The sequence below is a fragment of the Nonomuraea sp. NPDC003201 genome (assembly GCF_053590415.1).
Genome location: NZ_JBSFTC010000078.1, coordinates 17,317 through 38,875, shown reverse-complemented (window position 1 = coordinate 38,875; position 21,559 = coordinate 17,317). Strand labels below are relative to the sequence as shown.

General features: G+C 71.0%; 19 protein-coding genes, 2 tRNA genes, 1 pseudogene and 1 riboswitch. Of the genes and pseudogenes, 8 read left to right on the top strand and 14 right to left on the bottom strand.

Annotation, left to right across the window (positions count from 1 at the left end; all coding sequences use genetic code 11):
• The 7 genes from ACWDX9_RS26105 to ACWDX9_RS26075 form a co-directional block, all read left to right on the top strand.
• Positions 1–859 (top strand): tripartite tricarboxylate transporter substrate-binding protein (locus tag ACWDX9_RS26105; RefSeq protein WP_449958187.1); only part of this gene is annotated, 859 nt, incomplete at its 5' end.
• Positions 860–863: 4 nt separating this feature from the next.
• A riboswitch (cobalamin riboswitch) is annotated at positions 864–1,058 on the top strand.
• 125 nt (positions 1,059–1,183) lie between these two features.
• Positions 1,184–3,376 (top strand): ribonucleoside-diphosphate reductase subunit alpha, encoded by a 2,193-nt coding sequence (locus ACWDX9_RS26100; protein ID WP_449958185.1) that lies wholly within the window; start codon positions 1,184–1,186, stop codon positions 3,374–3,376.
• Between the two features lie 10 nt (positions 3,377–3,386).
• Complete coding sequence (locus ACWDX9_RS26095; RefSeq protein ID WP_355195115.1) at positions 3,387–4,382, top strand: ribonucleotide-diphosphate reductase subunit beta; 996 nt, start codon at positions 3,387–3,389, stop codon at positions 4,380–4,382.
• A gap of 56 nt (positions 4,383–4,438) precedes the next feature.
• Positions 4,439–5,455, top strand: a complete 1,017-nt coding sequence (locus ACWDX9_RS26090) for a mechanosensitive ion channel family protein (RefSeq protein WP_449958182.1) — start codon at positions 4,439–4,441, stop codon at positions 5,453–5,455.
• Positions 5,456–5,624: 169 nt separating this feature from the next.
• A tRNA-Pro gene (locus ACWDX9_RS26085) sits at positions 5,625–5,700 on the top strand.
• A gap of 291 nt (positions 5,701–5,991) precedes the next feature.
• Positions 5,992–6,079, top strand: a tRNA-Leu gene (locus ACWDX9_RS26080).
• Positions 6,080–6,222: 143 nt separating this feature from the next.
• On the top strand, positions 6,223–7,479 hold the full coding sequence (locus tag ACWDX9_RS26075) for a hypothetical protein (protein ID WP_449958179.1): 1,257 nt from the start codon (positions 6,223–6,225) through the stop codon (positions 7,477–7,479).
• Between the two features lie 151 nt (positions 7,480–7,630).
• Here the strand turns inward: ACWDX9_RS26075 and ACWDX9_RS26070 are convergent, their stop codons facing one another.
• From ACWDX9_RS26070 to ACWDX9_RS26030, 9 genes are all read right to left on the bottom strand, one after another.
• Entirely contained in the window at positions 7,631–7,789 is a 159-nt protein-coding gene (locus ACWDX9_RS26070) for a hypothetical protein (protein ID WP_449958176.1), read from the bottom strand.
• Positions 7,790–8,199: 410 nt separating this feature from the next.
• On the bottom strand, positions 8,200–9,684 hold the full coding sequence (locus ACWDX9_RS26065) for a hydrogenase large subunit (RefSeq protein WP_449958174.1): 1,485 nt from the start codon (positions 9,682–9,684) through the stop codon (positions 8,200–8,202).
• Positions 9,681–11,168: a proton-conducting transporter transmembrane domain-containing protein gene (locus ACWDX9_RS26060; RefSeq protein WP_449958171.1), complete on the bottom strand. Its 1,488-nt coding sequence runs from the start codon at positions 11,166–11,168 to the stop codon at positions 9,681–9,683. Before ACWDX9_RS26060 ends, ACWDX9_RS26065 begins: the two co-directional genes overlap by 4 nt.
• Positions 11,168–11,827, bottom strand: a complete 660-nt coding sequence (locus tag ACWDX9_RS26055; protein WP_449958168.1) for a hypothetical protein — start codon at positions 11,825–11,827, stop codon at positions 11,168–11,170. Before ACWDX9_RS26055 ends, ACWDX9_RS26060 begins: the two co-directional genes overlap by 1 nt.
• Positions 11,828–11,837: 10 nt before the next feature.
• Entirely contained in the window at positions 11,838–12,779 is a 942-nt protein-coding gene (locus ACWDX9_RS26050) for a respiratory chain complex I subunit 1 family protein (protein WP_449958165.1), read from the bottom strand.
• Positions 12,776–14,773 carry a proton-conducting transporter transmembrane domain-containing protein gene (locus tag ACWDX9_RS26045; protein ID WP_449958161.1) on the bottom strand — a complete coding sequence of 666 codons (1,998 nt, stop codon included), beginning with the start codon at positions 14,771–14,773 and terminating at the stop codon, positions 12,776–12,778. The genes ACWDX9_RS26050 and ACWDX9_RS26045 overlap by 4 nt, the downstream gene beginning before the upstream one ends.
• On the bottom strand, positions 14,770–15,249 hold the full coding sequence (locus ACWDX9_RS26040) for an NADH-quinone oxidoreductase subunit B family protein (RefSeq protein ID WP_449958159.1): 480 nt from the start codon (positions 15,247–15,249) through the stop codon (positions 14,770–14,772). Before ACWDX9_RS26040 ends, ACWDX9_RS26045 begins: the two co-directional genes overlap by 4 nt.
• A gap of 178 nt (positions 15,250–15,427) precedes the next feature.
• Positions 15,428–15,769: an ArsR/SmtB family transcription factor gene (locus ACWDX9_RS26035; protein WP_449958156.1), complete on the bottom strand. Its 342-nt coding sequence runs from the start codon at positions 15,767–15,769 to the stop codon at positions 15,428–15,430.
• Positions 15,769–16,008: a hypothetical protein gene (locus ACWDX9_RS26030; RefSeq protein WP_449958154.1), complete on the bottom strand. Its 240-nt coding sequence runs from the start codon at positions 16,006–16,008 to the stop codon at positions 15,769–15,771. The genes ACWDX9_RS26035 and ACWDX9_RS26030 overlap by 1 nt, the downstream gene beginning before the upstream one ends.
• Positions 16,009–16,236: 228 nt before the next feature.
• Between ACWDX9_RS26030 and ACWDX9_RS26025 the strand changes: the two are divergent.
• Positions 16,237–16,308: pseudogene (locus tag ACWDX9_RS26025) on the top strand (respiratory nitrate reductase subunit gamma); the annotation flags it as partial.
• Between the two features lie 42 nt (positions 16,309–16,350).
• On the opposite strand, the gene ACWDX9_RS26020 reads toward ACWDX9_RS26025, so the two are convergent.
• From ACWDX9_RS26020 to ACWDX9_RS26000, 5 genes are all read right to left on the bottom strand, one after another.
• A complete protein-coding gene (locus ACWDX9_RS26020; RefSeq protein ID WP_449958151.1) occupies positions 16,351–17,352 on the bottom strand; it encodes a LacI family DNA-binding transcriptional regulator in 1,002 nt (333 codons plus the stop codon).
• Between the two features lie 82 nt (positions 17,353–17,434).
• Positions 17,435–18,397, bottom strand: coding sequence for an aldo/keto reductase family protein (locus ACWDX9_RS26015; RefSeq protein WP_449958148.1), 963 nt, complete (start codon positions 18,395–18,397; stop codon positions 17,435–17,437).
• Positions 18,394–19,386: a LacI family DNA-binding transcriptional regulator gene (locus tag ACWDX9_RS26010; protein ID WP_449958146.1), complete on the bottom strand. Its 993-nt coding sequence runs from the start codon at positions 19,384–19,386 to the stop codon at positions 18,394–18,396. Before ACWDX9_RS26010 ends, ACWDX9_RS26015 begins: the two co-directional genes overlap by 4 nt.
• Positions 19,383–20,741 carry a glycoside hydrolase family 1 protein gene (locus ACWDX9_RS26005; RefSeq protein ID WP_449958143.1) on the bottom strand — a complete coding sequence of 453 codons (1,359 nt, stop codon included), beginning with the start codon at positions 20,739–20,741 and terminating at the stop codon, positions 19,383–19,385. Before ACWDX9_RS26005 ends, ACWDX9_RS26010 begins: the two co-directional genes overlap by 4 nt.
• Positions 20,738–21,559: a carbohydrate ABC transporter permease gene (locus ACWDX9_RS26000; RefSeq protein WP_364239022.1), complete on the bottom strand. Its 822-nt coding sequence runs from the start codon at positions 21,557–21,559 to the stop codon at positions 20,738–20,740. The genes ACWDX9_RS26005 and ACWDX9_RS26000 overlap by 4 nt, the downstream gene beginning before the upstream one ends.

Below are 21,559 nucleotides of genomic sequence, written 5' to 3'. Positions count from 1 at the left end.
ACGCCACGCCCACGGCGAAGCCCACCAGCGTGCCGATGAGCAGCAGCCGGAGGCTGACGAAGATCCGGCGGCCCATCTCGTCATTGACCGAGCCGAGAACGGCGCGGGCATCAGGATCACAGTGAGCGGGCTGCCCGCGCTGGCCGCCGCCGAGCTGAACAACGCCCAGACCCTCCTGGACACCGCGACCCCCCTGTCCAGGCTCACCGGCGAGGTCGAGGTCGTGGTCGTGCCCGTCCACTCGCCGTTCGGGGACTTCGAGGCGTTCGGCGCCCACCTGCTCGCCAGTCCGGGCCAGACGCAGCTGGCGGGCGGGCCCCAGGGGGAGCCCGACCACCTGCTGTTCGGCCTGATCGCCAGGGGGCTCGGCGCCGACACCCGCCAGCTCGACTACACCGGCTACCCCAGCAGCCAGGAGGCCGTCACCGCGCTGCTGTCCGGCAAGGCCGCGGCGGCCGCGGGCCCGCTGGCCGACTGGCGCGCGAGCATCAAGGCCGGCCAGGTCAAGGCGCTCGCGGTGTCCTCGGCCAGGCAGGTGCCCGGCCTCGACGCTCCGACGCTGCTGGAGTCCGGCGTACGGGTCGACTTCGCGGACTGGGCGGCGGCCTTCGGGCCCGAACGCATGCCGGACGAGAGCCGCGAATCGGCCATCCGCATGTGCGAGGACGTGACCGGCTCGGCCGACTGGGAGGCGGCCTGCCGGTCCGCGGGCTGGATCTCGATCCCGCTCAGCGGCGCCGACTTCAAACAGTGGCTGGGCTCCGAGGTCGAGCGCACCCGTGCCGTCCTGCGGGATCTCGGCCTGCTCGGCACCACCAAGGCCACAACATGCTGGGGTAGTTGCGGGAACGGCCACTAGATGTAGGATCCTGCTCGTCGCTGGTTCGCCTCTCCGGAGGCGGAGCAAAAGGGAACCCGGTGTGATTCCGGGGCTGCCCCGCAGCGGTGAGCGGGAACGACCGCCGTCAAGTGCACTGGAGTGATCCGGGAAGCGACGGCCAGTAGGAGCGATGCGCGCGCCCGCGAGCCCGAAGACCTGCCAGCGGTGTGCCCGGGCCGCCCGCCCGGCACGAAGTGACCATGGCCTCGCGGGAGGGCCGGGGAGCGAAACGGCCGGGGGATGGTCCGCGCCGCCGTGCTCTCGCGCGCCCTCACGGGGGACGAGCTCGCGAGGAGAGAGCACGTGACGCAGATCATCGAGGTCGATCGCCGTCTGGCCATCGAGGAGGCCGCCGCCCGGGTCATCACCGACCCGGCCAACTCCCGGGTCGCCGCCCGGCTCCTGGCCGAGGAGATCGCCGACGAGGCCGCCGCGCACGGGGTGCGGACGTTCTCCGAGTCCATCGCCGCCACCCACGCGGCCGGGCTGATCCAGGACGGGCTGGCGGAGTTCGTCGCCGCGCACGCCGCCGAGCTGGACGCGCTGGTCTCCGTGGAGGCGGACGACCGGTTCGAGTATTTCGGGTTGCGCACCGTCTACGACCGCTACCTGCTGCGACACCCCGAGACGCGGGCGGTGCTGGAGCGCCCGCAGCACTTCTTCCTCCGCGTGGCCTGCGGGCTGTCGGAGTCGGTGGCGGAGGCCGCCGAGCTCTACGCGCTCATGTCCACGCTGTCGTACCTGCCCAGCTCGCCCACGCTGTTCAACTCGGGCGCGCGCCGCCCGCAGCTGTCGTCGTGCTTCCTGCTCGACTCGCCGCGCGACGAGCTGGAGGCGATCTACGACCGGTACGGGCAGGTGGCGCGGCTGTCGAAGTACGCCGGAGGCATCGGCATCGCCTGGACCCGGGTGCGCTCACGCGGCTCCCTGATCCGGGGCACCAACGGCCACTCCAACGGCATCGTCCCGTGGCTGCGCACGCTCGACTCGTCCGTCGCGGCCGTCAACCAGGGCGGGCGGCGCAAGGGCGCGGCCTGCGTCTACCTGGAGACCTGGCACGCCGACATCGAGGAGTTCCTGGAGCTGCGCGACAACACCGGCGAGGACGCCCGCCGCACCCACAACCTGAACCTGGCGAACTGGGTGCCCGACGAGTTCATGCGCCGGGTGGAGGCGGACGAGGTCTGGTCGCTGTTCGACCCGAAGGAGGTTCCCGACCTCACCGACCTGTACGGTGACGCGTTCACGCGGGCGTACCGCGCGTACGAGGCCGCCGGGCGACATGTCCGGCAGATCCCGGCCAGGACCCTGTACGGCCGGATGATGCGCACGCTCGCCCAGACCGGGAACGGCTGGATGACCTTCAAGGACGCCGCCAACCGCACCTCCAACCAGACCGGCCGCCCCGGGAACGTCATCCACCTGTCGAACCTGTGCACCGAGATCCTGGAGGTCACCAGCGACGCCGAGACCGCGGTCTGCAACCTCGGCTCGATCAACCTGGCCGCCTGCCTGCTCGACGGCGGCGTGGACTGGGACCGGCTGCGCGGCACCGTGCGCACGGCCGTGCGCTTCCTGGACCGGACCATCGACCTGGGCTTCTACCCGACGCCCGAGGCCGAGGCGGCGAACAGGCGCTGGCGGCCCATCGGGCTCGGCGTCATGGGCCTGGCCGACGTGTTCTTCACGCTGCGGCTGCCGTTCGACTCGCCCGAGGCGCTGGAGCTGTCCACCAGGATCGCCGAGGAGATCGCGCTGGCCGCGTACGACACCTCGGCCGACCTGGCGGCCGAGCGCGGCCGGCACCCGTCGTACGCCGAGACGCGGGCGGCCGGGGGAGTGCTGCACCCGGACCACTACGTCACGAGCACGCCGCGCTGGGACGCCGTGCGGGAGAAGGTCGCCCGCACCGGCCTGCGCAACTCGCTCATGATCGCCATCGCGCCCACCGCCACGATCGCCTCCATCGCCGGCTGCTACGAGTGCATCGAGCCGCAGGTGTCCAACGTGTTCAAGCGCGAGACGCTGTCGGGCGAGTTCCTCCAGGTCAACCGGTATCTGGTGGCCGATCTGCAGGCGCGCGGGCTGTGGACGCAGCAGCTGCGCGACGACATCAAGCGGGCCGACGGGTCGGTCCAGACGGTCCCCGGCATCCCCGACGACCTCAAGGTGCTCTACCGCACCGCCTGGGAGCTGCCGCAGAAGGCGCTGATCGACCTGGCCGCCGCGCGCCAGCCGTACATCGACCAGTCCCAGTCCCTGAACCTCTTCATGGCCAGCCCGACCATCGGCAAGCTCTCGTCGATGTACGCCTACGCCTGGAAGCGGGGCCTGAAGACCACGTACTACCTGCGCTCCCGGCCCGCCACCCGCATCGCCCAGACCACCGTCCAGGCGGCACCCACAGAGGCCGCCGCAGGGGCCGACGCAGGGGCCGCCGCGGAGGCGATCGCCTGCTCCCTGGAGAACCCCGAGACCTGCGAAGCCTGCCAGTAAGGAGACTGTTGTGCTGCTCGACCCAGGCATGGACCTCACGCTGCGGCCCATGCGCTACCCGGACTTCTACGAACGCTACCGCGCGGCCATCCGCAACACGTGGACCGTCGAGGAGGTGGATCTCCACACCGACCTCGCCGACCTGGCCAGGATGACGCCGCAGGAGCGGCACCTGATCAACCGGCTGGTCGCGTTCTTCGCCACCGGCGACTCCATCGTGGCCAACAACCTCGTGCTCAACCTCTACCAGCACGTCAACGCCCCCGAGGCGCGCCTTTATCTCAGCAGGCAGCTGTTCGAGGAGGCCGTGCACGTCCAGTTCTACTTGACGCTGCTGGACACGTACCTGCCGGATCCCGCCGAAAGGGTGAAGGCCTTCGCCGCGATCGACCACATCCCCTCGATCCGCGACAAGGCGGAATTCTGCTTCAAGTGGATCGACTCGATCAACGAGCTGCAGCGTCTGGAGACGCGGGACGACCGCCGGCGCTTCCTGCTCAACCTCATCTGCTTCGCCGCCTGCATCGAGGGCCTGTTCTTCTACGGGGCCTTCGCGTACGTCTACTGGTTCCGCTCCCGGGGCCTGCTCGGCGGCCTGGCCACCGGGACGAACTGGGTCTTCCGCGACGAGTCCATGCACATGGAGTTCGCCTTCAGCGTGGTGGAGACCGTGCGGGCCGAGGAACCCGACCTTTTCGACGATGACCTGGGAAAACAGGTTACCCTCATGGTGGAGGAGGCCGTGGCCGCCGAGCTGGCCTTCGCCGAGGACCTCTGCGGGGACGGCATGCCCGGCATGGGGGTCGCACAGATGCGCCAATACCTGGAATACGTCGCCGACCAGCGGCTGGCCAGGCTGGGCCTGCCCACGAGGTACGGCTCGGCCAACCCCTTCGCGTTCATGGAGCTGCAGGACGTGCAGGAGCTGGCCAACTTCTTCGAACGGCGTGTTTCTGCGTATCAAGTGGCGGTTGAGGGCAATGTGACCTTTGACGAGACTTTCTAGACATTGGGGGCATAGGCGTGCAGTCTCCAGCAGGCTGGCCGATTCTCGTAATCTCGGTGATCGGCTCGATCCTCCTGGTTGAGCTGGTTCGGAGAGTGCTGAACAGGGCCGGACGCAAATGGGCGTTCCCCCGGCACCTGGTGGAGCACTGCACGTGGTCCGCCTTCACCGTGGCGGTCGTGGCGGCCTTCAACCTGGCGTTCGCGCCGGGGATGTTCGGCGCGAGCGCGGACGCGAAGGCCGTCGCGGCGACCGTCAACCGGGTGCTCGGCCTGGCCACCATCGCCGCCGTCACCTGGCTGATCGTGCAGGCCACGTACGCGCTGACGGACGTCGTACTCGACCGGCTGGTGCTGGTCGAAGGGGAGCGCAACCGCCGGGCGCGGCGGATCATGACGCAGATCGGGCTGGTCCGCCGCATCGCCGCCGCGGTCATCGTCGTGATCGCGATCGGCGCGATGCTCTTCTCGTTCCCGCAGGTCCGCGCGCTCGGAGCGGGCATCCTGGCCTCGGCGGGCATCGCCGGCGCCATCGTCGGCATCGCCGCCCAGCCCACCATCGGCAACGCCCTCGCCGGCCTCCAGCTGGCCTTCAGCGACGCGCTGCGGCTCGACGACGTGGTCGTCGTGGAGAACGAATGGGGCCGGATCGAGGAGCTGACGCTCACCTACGTCGTCGTGCGCCTGTGGGACGAGCGCCGCCTGGTCCTGCCGGTGTCGTACTTCACCCAGAACCCGTTCGAGAACTGGACCCGGCACGGCAGCCGCGTCCTGGCCGTCGTGTTCCTGCGCGTGGACTGGTCGGTGCCGGTGCCCAAACTCCGGGAGGCGCTGTACGAGTTCCTGCAGGGCAACCCGCTGTGGGACCAGAAGGACTGGACGCTCCAGGTCACCGACGTGCTGCCGAACGGCCTGGTGGAACTGCGCGCCCTGATGAGCGCCGCGGATTCGCCGTCCTCGTGGGACCTCAAGTGCGACGTACGCGAGTTCCTGGTCAACCACGTCAGGGACACCTACCCCGAGTCCCTGCCCCACTTCCGTGTGGAGACCCCGGAATCGCGCGCGCAGAAATAAATGTGTGGCACCGCCGCCGATCATTCCTTTACCGTGGACATTGTCCAGCCGCACGAAAGAAAGGCAGCGAAGTGAGCTACCCCCGACTGTGGCAAGGGCTTTCCGGATAACCGAGCCGATTATCGGAAAGCCGTCTCGGAGTGCACCGGGGCGGCTTATTTGTTGACGACCGAGTGTGGGGCAGTTTGGTCAGCCCGCCTGCCTTGGGAGCAGGAGCACCGCAGGTTCGAATCCTGCCACTCGGACAGCGGCCCTGAAAGAAGAGGGCCGCGGGCCACGGCCTGACCGGCGGGATTGGCGCCCCCCGGCCGGACCCGGCCCCCGCCCCGGGCCGGCCCACGCCAGCCAAGCCCGGGGCTCAGTGCAACTGAAGTTCATCGCCGTCTCGGGCTTGAGACCGCAGGGGGCGCGAAAACGGGTATCGACCGACATATCGCACGCCTGGGGCTCGACACCAAGCATTTCAGGGGCCAGGGGCGGTCCAAATGCTGACGGAGACGTGGGGGCAAAAGAACGGCCGGCGTAGGCCGGTTCAGGCGCTTGTGGCGGAACTTCGGTAGACGCGCTGGACCCAGGATCCAGTGCTCCGCAAGGAGCGTGGGGGTTCGACTCCCCCCGAGCGCACGCACGACCCGGGAAGCGGCACAGGTGATCCTTCGTGTCGTCTGCCGAGGGGCCGCTGGAACGTGATTCCATCAGCGCCCACGGTTGCGTCGAAGGCGCCGAACCATGGCGTGCCGGGTTGCGTCGAACCACATGTGGGTCATGTGAGAAGCCGCGCGCTCGCCCTTGCCATGGCCGTGGGGGCGGCGCTGCTCCTGGCCACTTACGGTGGTCAGGTGCCGGCCGCGCCGCCGTTCGACACGCCGTATGCCGCGGCTGCCACGATCGAGGACATCGCCGAGCGACTGCGCCGCCACGTCGATGACAGGCACCTGCTCGACGGGCAGCGAGTCGCGACGTCGCCCGCCGTGCCTCTGATACTGGCGTGCCAGGAGAGCGGTCTGAGGCCGCCGATGGGCGTGCCCGCCTACAGTGCGGAGTTGAGGGTGGCCGAGTTGCCGAGGTCGCTGACATTGAGGCTCTGGGTCGTCCCGCCGGAGCGGTCGCGGCCGCTGGCGGATCTCGCGGGCCGCGCGGCGCGGCGGTGCGCGGACGAGAACGACAGTACCGTCACGCTGCCCTTCGACCGCGAGGGCTGGCGTGGGACACAGCTCATGAACACGGCCGCGCGGAGTCCGGACATGGGGGACGTGTCGACCGAGGCCTATATCGTGGCCGCCCGCGGCCAGTTCCTGGCCGAGGCGTCGTGGTGGTGGCCCATCGAGGAGGGCGAGACCGAGGACTCGCACTGGGTGGGTCAGGGTGTCGCGGCGTCCGTGTCCGCGCTGACCGCCGTCGGAGGCCGCTGGGACGGCCCCATGCCCGTTCCGTCCCCGCAGCCGGGCCTGGGAGCGCTGGCCGCGGCCCTGCCACGGCCCTCGGCGTACGGGCCGGACGTCGCGCCCTGGACCGGCGAGGATGATCGGTCCGATCTGACATGCACGTACGACCTGTTCTACAAGAACCTGCCTGCTGCGGTTCCCGTGGCCGGCAGGGTCCTGACGGGACGGGTCACCGTGCGCGAGGAGGTCCTCGTCATGCCTGACGCGGCGGGAGCGGAGAGGGCGCGGCGGCTGCTGGTGACGCCGGAGGACGAGTTCAAGAACGACGTCACGGGCAAGGACGTCATCGCGCCCTGCGGGTACGAGGGCGAGGCCGAGCCGGTGCGGATCCCGTTCAAGGTGGAGCCCTTCGAACGGGGCGGTTGGATGGGTGAGATGGAGAGTCTCGCCGTGCGGCGTCCGGATTTGCCTCGTGAGCCGACGTACCAGGACTCGGTGGCGCACGTCGCGCTGATCGTCCGGCGCGGGGCCACCGTCGTGCGCCTGCTCTGGCAGGGTCCGGCGGGAGCCGACCTGGCCGGTGCCCTGCGCGAGGGCCGCACCGCCCTCATCCGCACACTCGACGGCCTGCCCGGCTAGAACGGCAGGCGAGCTCACGACAGGAGTCCCCCGACCGCTCCCCATGATCGCGTTCAGCCGCTCCGCCGGCCCAAGGCTGCGTTCCCGCAGGACGGCCGGTGATCAATCGACCGAACTGATCATCGAGATGCGCGCGGCGGCGGAGGATCGGTTATTTGGTCCACCCCTGGTAGTCGCGAGCCGAGTCGAAGCGCAGCGTCGGAGTGAACGTTGACTTGCCGCCGACCTTGCCGTAGTGCACGCCGTAGGCGGTGCCGCCATAGAACCACGGGCCTCCGGAGTCGCCTGGCTCGCTGACGTTCCGGTCCATCTGCACCATTCCCTCGATCCCGCCGACATTGACGACGCTGGCGCAGCTCGCAGGGCACTGCCGCACAGTTCTGGTGAACCCCGCTCACGAATCCAAATGGCGTGCCCACTTTGGTGCGGAGCTTGAACCGAGCATCTATGTCCGTGTTCGGCCGCCGCGCTGGCGTGCGAGTCGCGGTTTTTCGGCGTCTCTTTGGTTGTGCGCCAGATCGCGTGTCGGAAGGCCGGCGCGGGAGTGGTCGTCTTCGATGGCGGTCAGCACCGAGGGTGACCAGCGCAGGGCCGAGGTCGGCGGCGATGCCCCGCACCGTCCAGTGGCCCGGCACCGGCCGGCCACCGCTGCAGTGTCCGGTAGGAGACGCCGCCGCGTGCGCCGGTCCGGCAACCGACTGCCGGTCCTGCGGGCGGCGATCAGAGGTCGTTGCCGGCGTAGGAGAGGTTGAAGCTCTTGTTGACGAGGGGAAAGTCCGGCACGATCGCGCCGGACAGGGCGACGGGCAGGGCGGGCCAGTTGAAGAAGGACGGATCGACGATCTTCACGCGGGCCAGGGTGCCGTCGGCGGCCAATTGGACGCGGTGGGCGATGGTTCCACGCCAGCCTTCGACGATGCCGACGCCGTAGGAGACTCCGTCGGCGAGCGGGCCGCTCGGCTCGCAGGGGGACGTGCCGTCGGCCAGGCGGGTGATCAGGTCGATGGAGGCGGCGATCTCGTCGGCGCGGATCTGGAAGCGGGCCAGCACGTCCCCGCCGGCACGGGTCGCGGTGGGGACGGGGCAGAGGTCGGTGAAGGGGTGATCGCGGCGGGCGTCGAGGTCGACGCCGCTGGCCCGGGCGACGTAGCCGAGGGTGCCGAGGTCGCGGGCGGCCTGTTCGGACAGGATGGCGGTGCCGGTGAAGCGGTCAGCCACGACGCTGTGTCCGAGGGCGAGCTCGACGATCTCGGCGACGTCGGCGCCGATGGCCGCGAGCCGGGCGGGGTCGGGCAGGGCCCGCAGCCGGGCGCCGCCGAGGGTGATGCCGCCGCGCAGCAGGCGGTGCCCGGTGACCTCGTCGTTGATGCGCAGCAGCTGTTCGCGGATGCGTCCGGCGTGGGCGTGCAGGATGGAGTGGGCGACGTCGTTGCACAGTGCGCCCAGGTCGGTGACGTGGTTGTAGAGGCGTTCCAGCTCCAGCAGCACGGCCCGGCCGTGCTGGGCCTGCGGCGGCACGTGGGTGCCGGTGGCCTCCTCGACGGCCAGGCAGTAGGCCAGGGCGTGGCCCACCGTGGTGTCGCCGCTGACGCGTTCGGCCAGGGCCAGGGCGTCGGCGGGGCTACGGTGTTCGAAGAGTTTCTCGAGGCCTTTGTGTACGAACCACAGTCGGGCCTTGAGCTTGAGGATGGTCTCGCCGACGACGGAGAAGCGGAAATGCCCCGGTTCGATGAGCCCGGCGTGCACGGGGCCGACCGGGATCTCGTACACGCCGGGTCCCTCGACGGTGACGAAGGGGTAGGGGCCTTCGGGGTCGCCGAAGGCGGGCGGGGGGCCGGCGTCGGCGCGCATCGGGTACCAGCCGCGCGGCCAGTGGTGGTGGCGCACCAGCCGACGCGGAAGCGGATGATCGGCGGGTGTGATGCCGTACAGATCGTGCATCTCGCGTTCGAAGCGGCCGGCGGGGAAGGACAGGGCAGCGATGCTGGGGACCGTGGGGCCGTTCGGGGGCAGGTGCAGGCGCAGTTCGGTGCGCCGGTCGGGGTTCGGCGCGACGAACAGGTAGACGACGCCGAAACCGTGCTCCTGCTGCTGGGCCGACACCAGGGCGAGCCGGTGATCGTCGGCGAGCAGCTTGGCGGCGGCCGGGGCCAGTTCGGCGGCGGTGATGTCGGCGATGGTGCGGCGCGGCATGTGGGCGGTCATGGGGTCGCTCCGGCGATGGTGGCGGCGCCGTGGAGCAGGTCGCCCAGCGGGCCCGTGGTGATGCCCAGGAGCGCGCAGGCGACCAGCGCCGCGATCACCGTGACGGTGGCGGTCCTGTGCAGGGCTACGGCTGGTGCGGTGGGCTGCGTGGTGGCGGACGGTGTGGCGGGGTCGGGCGTGCCGAGGAGCATGCGGCGCCCGTGCCGGCCGATGGCGGCGACGATCACCAGCATGAGCAGCAGGGCCAGGGCGATCGCCCAGCCGAGCCCCGCGGCGAACCCGGCTCGGACGATGCCGAGTTCGCTGGCGAACAGGCTGAACGGAGGCATGCCCAGCAGGGCCAGCAACCCGAGCCCGAAGGCGCCGGCGAGCAGCGGCGACCGTTGGGCGAGGCTGCGGGCCGCGTCGATGCGGCTGCTGCCGAGGGTTTGGTGGAGGTGGCCGGAGGACAGGAACAGCGCCGACTTGCCGAGCCCGTGGCCGAGGATGTGCAGCAGGACGGCGGCCAGCGCCAGCCGGGTGCCGATCGCGGCCCCGAGGGCGAGCAGTCCCATGTGCTCGATGCTGGAGTAGGCCAGCAGCCGCTTGTAATCGCGCTGGGCGAGCAGCAGCAGCGCGGCCACAGCCAGCGAGGCGAGGGCGGCGGCGACCAGCAGGACGCGCATGGTCGCGGGGCCGAGCGCCACGTCGGCGATGACCTTGACGCGCAGGATGGCGTAGAAGGCCACGGACAGCAGCACGCCGGACATCAGCGCCGACACCGGCGCCGGGGCCTGGCTGTGCGCGTCGGGCAGCCAGGCGTGCATCGGCGCCAGCCCCGCCTTGGCGCCGAAGCCCAGCACGAGGAGTACGGCGGCGATGCGCATCACGCCCGGGTCGAGGCCGGCGGCGTGGTGGGCCAGGGCCGCGCTGTCCAGCGCGTCGGACGGGGCAAGGCCGGCGTGCAGGGCGGCGTAGTGCACGATGACCAGGCCCAGGAAGGCCAGCACGATGCCCGCGGAGCAGATGACGACGTACTTCCAGGCGGCTTCGGTGGCGTGCTTGCTGTGGTGGAAGCCGACCAGGAAGGCGGTCAGGATGGTGGTCGCCTCGATGGCCACCCACATGACACCGAGGTTGGAGGCCAGGACCGCGAGCGCCATCGCGGCGATGAAGGATTGGGTGAGTACGCCGAACCGGCGGGCGGCCCGGGCTTGCGTGTGCCCCGTGGCCAGTTCGGCGGCCAGGTAGGCAGGGCTGGCCAGCATCGCCAGCAGCGCCACGGCGCCGATCACGACCAGCATGAAGGAACTGAGCGCGTCCACGCGCAGCAGCCCCCACACCGTCATGGCCTGCTCCGTCCCCGACAGGAGGATGGCGGAGGCGAGCAGGGCGCCGGCGGCCAGGGCGCCGAGCCAGGCGGTGACCTTGTTCCAGCCGAGGACGGCGTAGCCGCACGCCGCCAGAAGGGGCGCCAGGACCGGCGCCGGCACTGCGAATGTCATCAGTCGTGCAGCTCCCTGAGCTCGTCGAGGTCGGTGCCGCCGAACGCGGCCCGCATCCGGGTGGTGAGGACCTGCAGCACCAGGACGGCCAGCAGCACGTCCAGCGAGACGCCCAGCTCGACCACCAGGGGGACGCCGCTGGTGGTCAGGAAGGCGGTGGCGGTGACCGCGTTGTCGATCAGCAGGAAGCCCACCACCTGCGACAACGCCCGCCGTCGGGTGACCAGGACGAAGAAGCCGACCAGCAGCACGGTCAGCGCGACGGGCACGGCCTGGGTGGCGGGGCTGGGCGCCAGCCGTATGAGCGGCTGGGAGACCGCGTAGGCGAGCATCGCCAGCACGGCGGCGACCAGGAGCGAGGTGGCCACGTTGACCAGCGGCCGGCTCTCGCGCGCGTCGCCGCCGGCGGACAGGGCGCGCCGCATGAGGTAGGGCAGCAGCCCGGCGCGCAACGCGCCGACCCCCACGCCCACCGCGACCAGTTCGATCTCTCCCTGGTGCAGGCCGAGCACGACGATCAGGGCCGCCAGGGCGAGTCCTTGCAGGGCGAACAGCCCCACGATGGCCGACAGGGCGCTGCGCCACAGCACCAGCACCCCGGTCAGCAGGAACGCGCCGCACGCCAGGTCCAGCAGCAGCACGTACACCGCATCACTCATACCGGCCCTCTCATGCCAGGAAGAAGGACGCGGCCACGGCCAGCAGCGCCATCAGGAACGATCCGGCCAGCAGCTCCGGCACCCGGAACAGGCGCAGCTTGGCCATGAACACCTCGCCGGCCGCGAGCAACGCGCCCAGCACCGCGACCTTGACCGCCAAGGCCAGGCACGCCACCAGCAGGGCGATCAGCCCGATCGGCCCCGCGTCGGCTGTGGCGATCCCCCAGGGGGCGAACAGGCCGGCCAGCAGCCCGAGCAGCACCGACAGGCGGGCCGCCGACGCCCACTCGATCAGCGCGAGGTCGGGGCCGGCGTACTCCAGCACCATCGCCTCATGGATCATGGTCAGTTCCAGGTGGGTGGCGGGGTTGTCCACGGGGATGCGGCCGGTCTCGGCGATGGTGACGATCGCCAGAGCCGCGGCGGCCAGCAGGCTCACCGGCGACAGCACCGCCCACGGGTTCTCGGCGACCGAGGTGACGATCGCGGCCAGGTTCGTCGAGCCCGCCCGTACCGACAGCGCGAAGACCGACACCAAGATGGTCGGCTCGACCAGGGCCAGGATGGTCACTTCGCGGCTGGCGCCCATGCCGCCGAACGCCGTACCCGTGTCCAGGCCGCCCAGGATGAGCGCCACCGACCCGAGCGCGAGCAGCGCGACCACGGCGAACAGGTCGGAGACGCCGTCCAGCGGCGAGTCCGTGGCCACCAGCGGCACCGCCGCGGCCGTCACCAGCGCGGTCGCGGCCAGCAGCAGCGGCGCCAGACGGAACGCCCAGCCGGTGCCGTCGCCGGTGATGGGCTGCTTGCGGGCCAGCTTGCGCAGATCCCGCCACGGCTGCAACACCCCGGCGCCGGCCCGGCCCTCCAGCCGGGCGCGGATCTGCCGCATCATGCCGGCCAGCAGCGGCGCGCCCGCCACGACGAGGATCACCTGAATCAGCGCGGTCACCGGATCACCGCCAGCACGATCAGCGCGCCGACCAGCGCGTAGAAGCCGTAGGCCAGATACCGGTGCACGCTGCCGTTGGCCAGTTTGCGCGCCGAACCGCCCAGCGCGTCCATCGCCGCCAGGACCGGTTGGTAGAGGCGGTGTTCGACGCGGTCGGGGATCCGCGCCTGGAACCGCACCCGCGCCACCAGATAGGCCGACTCCTTCGCCGGGGTGACCTGCACATCACTTTCCGGGGCGAGCACGTTGTCGAAGACCCGCTGCAGCGGCTCGGCGAACGAGGTGGCGGTGTATTCCATCCGGGCCGTCATCGGGCCGGCACCGCAGTCCCACAATCTGGCCCTGCGCCGCGCCCGCCGGCCGGCCACCAGCCGCAGCGCAGCCGTCACCAGGGCGACGGCGGCCACCAGCGCGATCGTGATCAGCACCGGGGAGATCGTCCCCATCACCCCGTTCAGATGCAGGGCCACCTGGCCGGACACCGCGGGCTGCCCCGGTAGGACGACGGTCACGGCCGCCGACAGGGCGGGCAGCACCACGGCCGGGGCGAGCGCCAGCACGGCGCAGCAGGCGGCGGTGGCGCCCATGCCGGCCAGCATCGTGGCCGGGCTCTCCGCCGCACGCTCGGCCCCCGGGCTGCGGGGCCGGGCCAGGAAGCCGACGCCGAAGGCCTTGACGAACGTGGCCACCGCCAGCCCCGCCGACAACGCGATCACCGCCACGGCCAGCGGCATCGTCACCGCCCCGGCCACCCCGGAGCCAGGCAGCGCGTGGATGAGGCTCTGCAGCAGCAGCCACTCGCTGACGAAGGCGTTACCGGGAGGCAGCGCCGAGGCGCACAGCGCGCCGATCGCGAACAGCACGGAGGTGACGGGCATGCGGGCCCGCAACCCGCCGAGCGCGTCCAGATCCCGCACGCCGGTGGCCCGCAGGACCGAACCCGCCGCCAGGAACAGCAACGTCTTGAAGCCCGCATGGTTGACCACGTGCAACAGCGCCGCCGTCAACGCCAACGCCGCCAGGACCGGTATTCCCGAGCGGGCGAAGAACCCGGCGGCGCCCACCCCGACCAGGACCAAGCCCATGTTCTCGGTCGTGGAGTAGCCCAGCAGCCGCTTCAGGTCGGAGGAGACGGCGGCCTGCAGGATGCCGTACAGGGCCGACAACGCGCCCGCGCCCAGCGTCACCAGCCACCACCACGCCGCTCCGCCGCCCAGCAGGTCGAGGCCGACCCGGACGATGCCGTACACCCCCATGTTCACCATGGCCGCGCTCATCAGCGCCGAGACATGACTCGGCGCCTCCGGATGCGCCCGGGGCAGCCACACGTGCACGGGCACGATGCCCGCCTTGGAGGCGAACCCGATCAGCGTCGCCAGGAACACCGCGTTCCGTGCCGCCGCGGGCAGCTCCGCGGCCCGCAACTGCTCGAAGGTTTCGCCGCCGGCGTGAGCGGCGAACAAGGCCAGGCCGGCCAGGATCGCGGCGAACCCCAGGTGGGTCATCACCGCGTACCACATGCCGGCCCGCCCCACTTGCGGCCGGTGCGCGTGCTCGGCGAGCACCAGCAGCAGCGAGGTCAGCGCCATCAGCTCCCAGGCCAGCAGCAGCGTGCTCACGCTCGCCGCCGCCGGGACCAGCAGCATCGAACCGACGAACAACGGCAGCACGCCGTGCACGACGCGGCCGTGCTCGCGGGCATATCCGATGGCGTACAGGGACGCGCACACCGCCACGCCGCCCGTCACCGCGACGAACACCCCGCCCAGCCCGTCCAGCGACAACCGCACCCCGGCCAGCGGCAGCAGCTCCGGCAGCCAGACGTTCCACCGCCCGCCCAGGGCGGCCGCCACACCGGCAGCCACGCCGAATCCGCCGGCGCCCGCCGTCCCCAGGCCCGTGACCAGCGCGCGGGCCCGATCCGGCACGATCAGGGCAGCCACCGCCGTCACCACGCACAGGCCGACCGCCCCGGCCAGCAAGGCACCCGTCATCTACCGGTCAGATCGCGCAGCGCCGCGACGATCTCCTCCGGACGTGGCGGGCAGCCCGGCACCTCCACGTCGACCGGGACCACGTCGCCGACGGCCCCCGCCACGCCGTACGCGCCCGCGAACACCCCGCAGTTGCGCGCGCAGTCGCCCAACGCGACCACCAGCCGCGGCTCGGGCACCGCCTCGAACGTCCGGCGCAGCGCCATCTCCATGTTGCGCGTCACCGGACCGGTGACCACCAGCGCGTCGGCGTGCCGGGGCGAGGCCACCAGCCGTGCCCCGTACCGTTCGGCGTCGTAGACCGGGCCGAACGCCGAGGCGATCTCCACCTCACAGCCGTTGCACGAGCCCGCGTCCACGTGCCGGAGCTGCACCGACCCGGCCAGCTCGCCGACCTTGACGGCCGAGCTCGGCTTCGGCGGCGCCGGCTCGGCCACCCGCCCCGTTTTCTTGATCTTCCGCCACAACCTCGCCACGATCACTCCCTGCTTGGTGCTCCAACGTTGGGTACATGCCGCAGGGATCATCCAGGCCGGAGTCGTCCGGCGTCGGCGTCGCGCGGTCCGGCGAGGAGCTCACCTCGTCCAGCGATCGCGCGGCGGGCGGGAGAGCCTGGCGCGTGGCCGAGCCGGCCTCCTCGGCCCTCGGCCATTGTCAGCCACGCCCGGTATCGGCCTGCAGCAGCTCGCTCAGCAACGCGTGCTGACCCGACAGTTTGGCGCTCAGCAGCTGGCGGGCCGCGCGCAGCAGCTCGGCCACGTCCCCGCCGGACAGCGCGTACATCACGGTCGAGCCTTCCCTGCGCGCGGTCACCAGCTCTGACCGGCGCAACACCGCCAGATGCTGCGACAGCCCGGTCGGCTCCACCTCGATCTCGGCCAGCAGCTCCCGCACCGGTTTCGGCCCGTCCTGCAACAACTCCAGCACCCGGATCCGCACCGGATGGCCCAACAGCCGAAACAGCTCCGCCTTGGCCTCATACAGTGGTACCGACATCAGCGCTGCGGCCCCTGCTCCCGCTCACCCGGCAGGCTCTCCTCCGCGACGGGCCCCGTGCCTGTCGCGAGATCCTCCGCCAGGCCGACCCCGTGGGTGCGGGCAACGCGCGCGATGTGCTCCCACTCCGCCTCCGCCACAAGGGTCTCGTTCGGATCCTGCTCGCGATGGGCAGCGCGCAACGCCACCCGGGCCAGCCGGGCTCGCTCTCGGACCGCTTCGGCAAACGCCCCGCTCACGTGACCACCTCCACACTGTCGTCGGCATACAACCCTCATGTTCTTAGTAATTGCGTATTTTCGCAACTCCGCCTTTGGATACTCAGCGTAGCAGATCATTACTGTTTGTGAAGGCGTTGCGGTGGCCGGGCAGGGAAAAGGATGGGACACGATGACGACGCCATGGCCATCACACGGGCAGCTGCCTGGCATCGCCGTGATCGTCATTGACTCCGACCTCGACCCACGATCTGGCCGTTCACCGGACTCGTCCACGTCTGGTCGGCGCCCATCGCCTACCTGTGGCGCCCCTGCGTCGTCTACCGACGGCGCACCCCGGCGCATTCACGGTGGGCAGGCAGCTCAGGCGGATTCGCGGATGACCAGTTCGGTGGGGAGGATGAGCGGGGTGGGCTCCTCGCCGCGGATCAGGGCGAGCAGCATGCGGGTCATCTCGCGGCCGAGGGCCTTGATGGGCTGGCGCACCGTGGTCAGGGTGGGATGGGTGTGCCGGGCGGTCACCACGTCGTCGAACCCCACGACCGCGATCTCATCGGGCACCGCCCGGCCGTGCTCCTTCAGCACGCCGAGCGCGCCCGCGGCCATCTCGTCGGAGGCGATCAGCACGGCGTCGAGGTCCGGGTGCTCTGTCAGCAGGCGAGCCATCGCGGCGGCTCCGCTCGCCTCGGTGAAGTCGCCGTGCGCGACCCGCTCGTCTCCGAGTCCGGCCAGCGCCAGCGCGTCGCGGAAGCCCAGGTAGCGGGAGACGCCGGCGTGCATGTCGAGCGACCCGGTGATGGTCGCGATCCGGGTGCGGCCGGTGGAGATCAGGTATTCGGCCGCCTGGCGAGCGCCGTCGCGGTTGTCGGCGTCCACGTACCAGTCGTTGGACCCGCCGAGGGAGCGTCCGCCGTAGACCACGGGGACTCCGCCCTCGGCGGCCACCTTCGCCAGGGGGTCGTTCTCCCGCAGGGCCAGCAGCATGACGCCGTCGGCCCTGCGTGACTGCAGGACACGGGCCAGCCGGTTGCGGCCGCGCTCGGAGGCGGCCAGGATCAGCAGCAGCTCAAGGTCGGTTTCCTCCATGACGGCGTTCACCCCGACGATGACCTCGGCGAAGAAGGGGTTGGTGAACAGGGCCTGGTCGTCGCTGGAGACCGCCAGCACGACCGCGCCGCTGCGCTGGGTGGCCAGCGAGCGGGCGGCGACGTTGGGCACGTAGCCCAGATCCTTGATGGCTCGTTCCACGGCCTGCCGAGCGGCCCGGCTGACATGCGGGGCGTTGTTGATCACCCGGGACACCGTGCCCCTGGACACTCCCGCCCGCCTGGCCACCTCGTCCAGCGTCGGCTGCCGATCCGTCATTTTTAGGAGCGCTCCCAAGTGTGTACATGCTGGTCATGCGGAGCGTACCAGGGTTCCAGCCTGTGAGCGCTCCCAATTTGGATCAGGGCCTGGTGAGCGGGCTGAACGGCCCGTCGGCCACGCGTTCCACCACGTCGTCCAGGATCTGGTCGATCGTACCGAGCACGTCGTCCGCGAGGGGCACCCCGGATGCCGCCGCGCTGTCGCGCACCTGCTCGGGCCGTGAACCGCCGACGATCGCGGCCGAGACCCCGGGGCCGCGCAGCACCCAGGCGATCGCCAGTTGCGCCATGGTCAGCCCGAGGTCCGCCGCGATCGGGCGGAGCCGCTCCACCCGCGTCAGGACGTCGTCGGTGAGCAGGCGGCCCACGAACTCCCTGCGCGCCTCGGTGGGCGGCGCCTGGCCGGGGGAGTAGCGCCCGGCGAGCACGCCCTGGGCCATCGGCTGGTAGACGAGCTGGCCGACACCCTCCTTGGCGCACAGCGGGAGGATCTCCGGTTCGATGACCCTGCGGAGCAGGTTGTACTGCGGCTGGTTGGACACGATCCGGTCCAGGCCCAGGTCGTCGGCGATCCGCAGCGCGTCGGCGATCTGCTCCGCCGTCCAGTCGGAGACGCCGACGTACAGGACCTTGCCGCTTCGCACAAGGTCGTCGAAGGCCCGCAGGGTCTCCTCCAGAGGGGTGGCGTAGTCGTAGCGGTGCGCCTGGTAGAGATCCACGTAGTCGGTGCCGAGGCGGCGCAGGGAGCCGTCGATCGAGCGCATGATGTGCTTGCGTGACAGTCCGCGGTCGTTGGGGCCGGCGCCGGTGGGCCAGTAGATCTTGGTGAGGATCTCCACCGAATCGCGGCGGACGCCCCGCAGCGCCTGGCCGAGCGCCTCCTCGGCGCGGGTCTCGGCATAGGCGTCGGCGGTGTCGAACGTGGTGATCCCGGCGTCGAGGGCGGCGTGCACGCAGGGTTCGACGGTGTCCTCGGTCAGCCAGTTGCCGAAGGCGATCTCGCTGACCAGGAGCCCGCTGCGCCCCAGATGGCGAAATTTCATGAAGTCTCCCTTATCGCGAGGTGTGGGGTGAGGACGAGGACGGATCGGCTCGGCGTCCCGCCGTCGATCAGCATGAGCAGCAGGCGGACCATCTCCCGCCCCATGTCCTCGACCGGCTGATGGACCGAGGTGAGCCCGGCCCGCTCGGCGAACGGCGAGTCGTCGAAGCCCACGACGGCCACATCGGCGCGGCCTGCCTCGCGCAGCACCCGCAGCGAGCCCAGGGCCATCAGGTCGGAGGCGGCGAACACCGCGTCGAGGTCGGGCCTGCGGGCCAGCAGCTCCCGCGTGGCCTCGGCGCCGCTCTGCTCGCTGAAGTCCCCGCCCGCCACGAGATCCGAACTCTCCTCGAGTCCGGAGGCGATCAGGCCGTCGCGGTAGCCGCCCAGCCGGTGGACGCTGACGAGCATGTCCATGGGCCCCGTGATGGTCGCGATCCGGTGCCGTCCCCGCTCGATCAGGTGCCGCACCGCCAGGTACGCTCCGGCCTGGTTGTCCACGTCCACGACATGGGCGGCGAGAGCGGGGTCGAGCGGCCTGCCGCCCACCACCGCCGGGACGCCGAGCTCCCCCAGGCGGGCCGGGAGCGGATCCTCGTGATGCAGCGAGAGCAGCAGGACTCCGTCCACGTGGCCGCCCCCGAGATAGGCCTCCAAGGCCGACCGCTCGCTGCCCGACCGGGCCATGGTGATCAGCAACTGCTTGCCGGACGCCGTGAGCTGCGCCGCGATGCCGCGTACCGCTCCCGCGAAGAACGGGTCGCTGAACACCCGCTCGGGAGACTCGGAGATGACCAGCGCGACCGTGTCGGTGCGCCGGGTGACCAGCGAACGCGCGGCCCGGTTGGGGGTGTAGCGCAACTCCTCGATGGCTCTCTGCACGGCGAGCCTGGTCTTCGGGCCCACCTTGGAGGAGCCGTTGACCACGCGGGAGACCGTGCTCCGGCCGACCCCCGCGTGTGCGGCCACCTGCTCGATCGTGGGTCTCACAGCCCACCGCGCCTGATCACCTCGGCGTACCAGCGCGCGCTGTCCTTGGGGGTACGGCGCTGCGTGGCGAAGTCGACGTGGACCAGGCCGAAGCGCTGGCAGTACCCGTGTGCCCACTCGAAGTTGTCCAGCAGGGACCAGGCGAAATAGCCGCGCAGCGGTACTCCCTGCGCAATGGCGTGATGGCAGGCGCGCAGGTGGCCGTCGAGGTAGGCGATCCGGTCGGTGTCGTGCGCCTCCTCGTCGTAGGCCGCCCCGTTCTCGGTGACGTAGAGGGCGGTCACGGGGTAGTCGCGGGCGAGCCGCAGGAGCAGGTCGGACAGCCCGCTCTCGTCGATCTCCCATCCCATGGCGGTTCGCGGCCGCCCGCCGTCCACGAACCGCACCGTCTCCGATCCGACGTACGGGGTCGGCTTGTCCGGCGGGAGGGTGAGACCGTCGCCGGAGACGATGCCCGAGACGATGCCCGAGACGATGGCCGGGGTGTAGTAGTTGACGCCGAGGAAGTCCAGCGGCGCGGCGATCGTCTTGAGGTCGCCGTCACGGACGTGCTCGAAGTCGGTCACGGCGGCGAGGTCGGCGATGACGTCCGCCGGGTACGCGGCCCGGTACAGCGGGTCCAGGAAGATCCGGTTGGCCACGCCGTCGATGCGGCGCGCGGCCTCCAGGTCTTCGGCCGAACCGGTCGCGGGGCGGGCCTGGGTGGGGTTCAGCGTGATGCCGACCCGCGAGCCGCTCATGGCGCTCGCGGCCAGGCCGTGACCGAGGAGCAGGTGGTGTACGGCACGGATGGCGGCGGCAGGCTCGCGCCGGCCGGGCGCGTGCTCTCCGGTGGCGTACCCGAGGAAGGCCGAGCACCAGGGCTCGTTGAGCGTGGTCCAGTGCGTCACCCTGTCGGCCAGCGCGTCGTGTACGGCGGCGGCGTAGTCGGCGAAGCGCAGGGCCGTGTCCCGCACGGGCCAGCCACCGGCGTCCTCCAGCGGCTGGGGCAGGTCCCAGTGGTACAGCGTCGGCCACGGCTCGATCCCGCGGCTCAGCAACTCGTCCACGAGACGCCGGTAGAAGTCCAGCCCGCGCTGGTCGACGGCCCCCGACCCGCGCGGCTGCACCCGCGGCCAGGCCACGGAGAAGCGGTAGGCGCGCAGGCCGAGCTCGGCCATGAGGGCGACGTCGTCGGCGTAGCGGTGGTAGTGGTCGCAGGCGACGTCGCCGGAGTGGCCTTCGCGCACGTTGCCGGGCTGCGCGCAGAAGACATCCCAGATCGAGGGCTCGCGTCCGTCCTCGGCGACCGCCCCCTCGATCTGGTAGCTCGCGGTGGCGGCCCCCCAGAGAAAGCCAGGATCGAACGTGTTCACGCCTTGACGGCTCCTTCCATGATGCCGCCGATGATCTGGCGGCCGAATACGATGAACACGGCCAGCAGCGGCAGCGTGGCGATCAGCGTTCCGGAGAACATGAGCGTGTAGTCCGTGTAGTAGGTGCTGGACAGCTGGCTGAGCGAGAACTGGACGGTCGGGTTGTCGGCCTCCAGGACGGCCAGCGGCCACAGGAAGTCGTTCCAGGTGCCCATGAAGGTGAACAACCCCAGCACGGAGGCGCCCGGCCGCAGGGCCGGCAGCACGACCTTCCAGAAGATGCCGAAGGTCGAGCAGCCGTCCACCCGCGCCGCCTCGACCAGCTCGTCGGGGACGGCCCGCTCGGCGTACTGACGCATCAGGAAGACCCCGAACGCCGAGACCAGGAACGGCACGGTGACCGCCTGCAGCCGGTTCTGCCAGCCGAGCTCCACCATGATCATGTAGAGCGGGATGATGCCCATCTGGACCGGGATCATCATCGTGGCCAGGATGACGAGCAGCAGCGCGTTCCTGCCGCGGAAGCGCAGCTTGGCGAACGCGAAGCCGGCCAGCGAGCAGAAGAACACCACCGAGACGGTCACGGTGCAGGAGGCGATCGCGGAGTTGACCATCCCCAGCAGGAAATTGGCGTCCTCGGCCGCGAAGAGCCGCGTGATGTTCTCGCCCAGATTGCCGCCCGGGGTGAGCGGCGGCGGCCAGTCGCCGACGACGTCGTTGGCCCTCGTGGCCACGACGAACAGCCAGTAGAGCGGGAAGACCGACAGCGCGATCGCCGCCAGCAGGGTCAGGTAGACCAGAGGTCCGGAGTTTCGCAC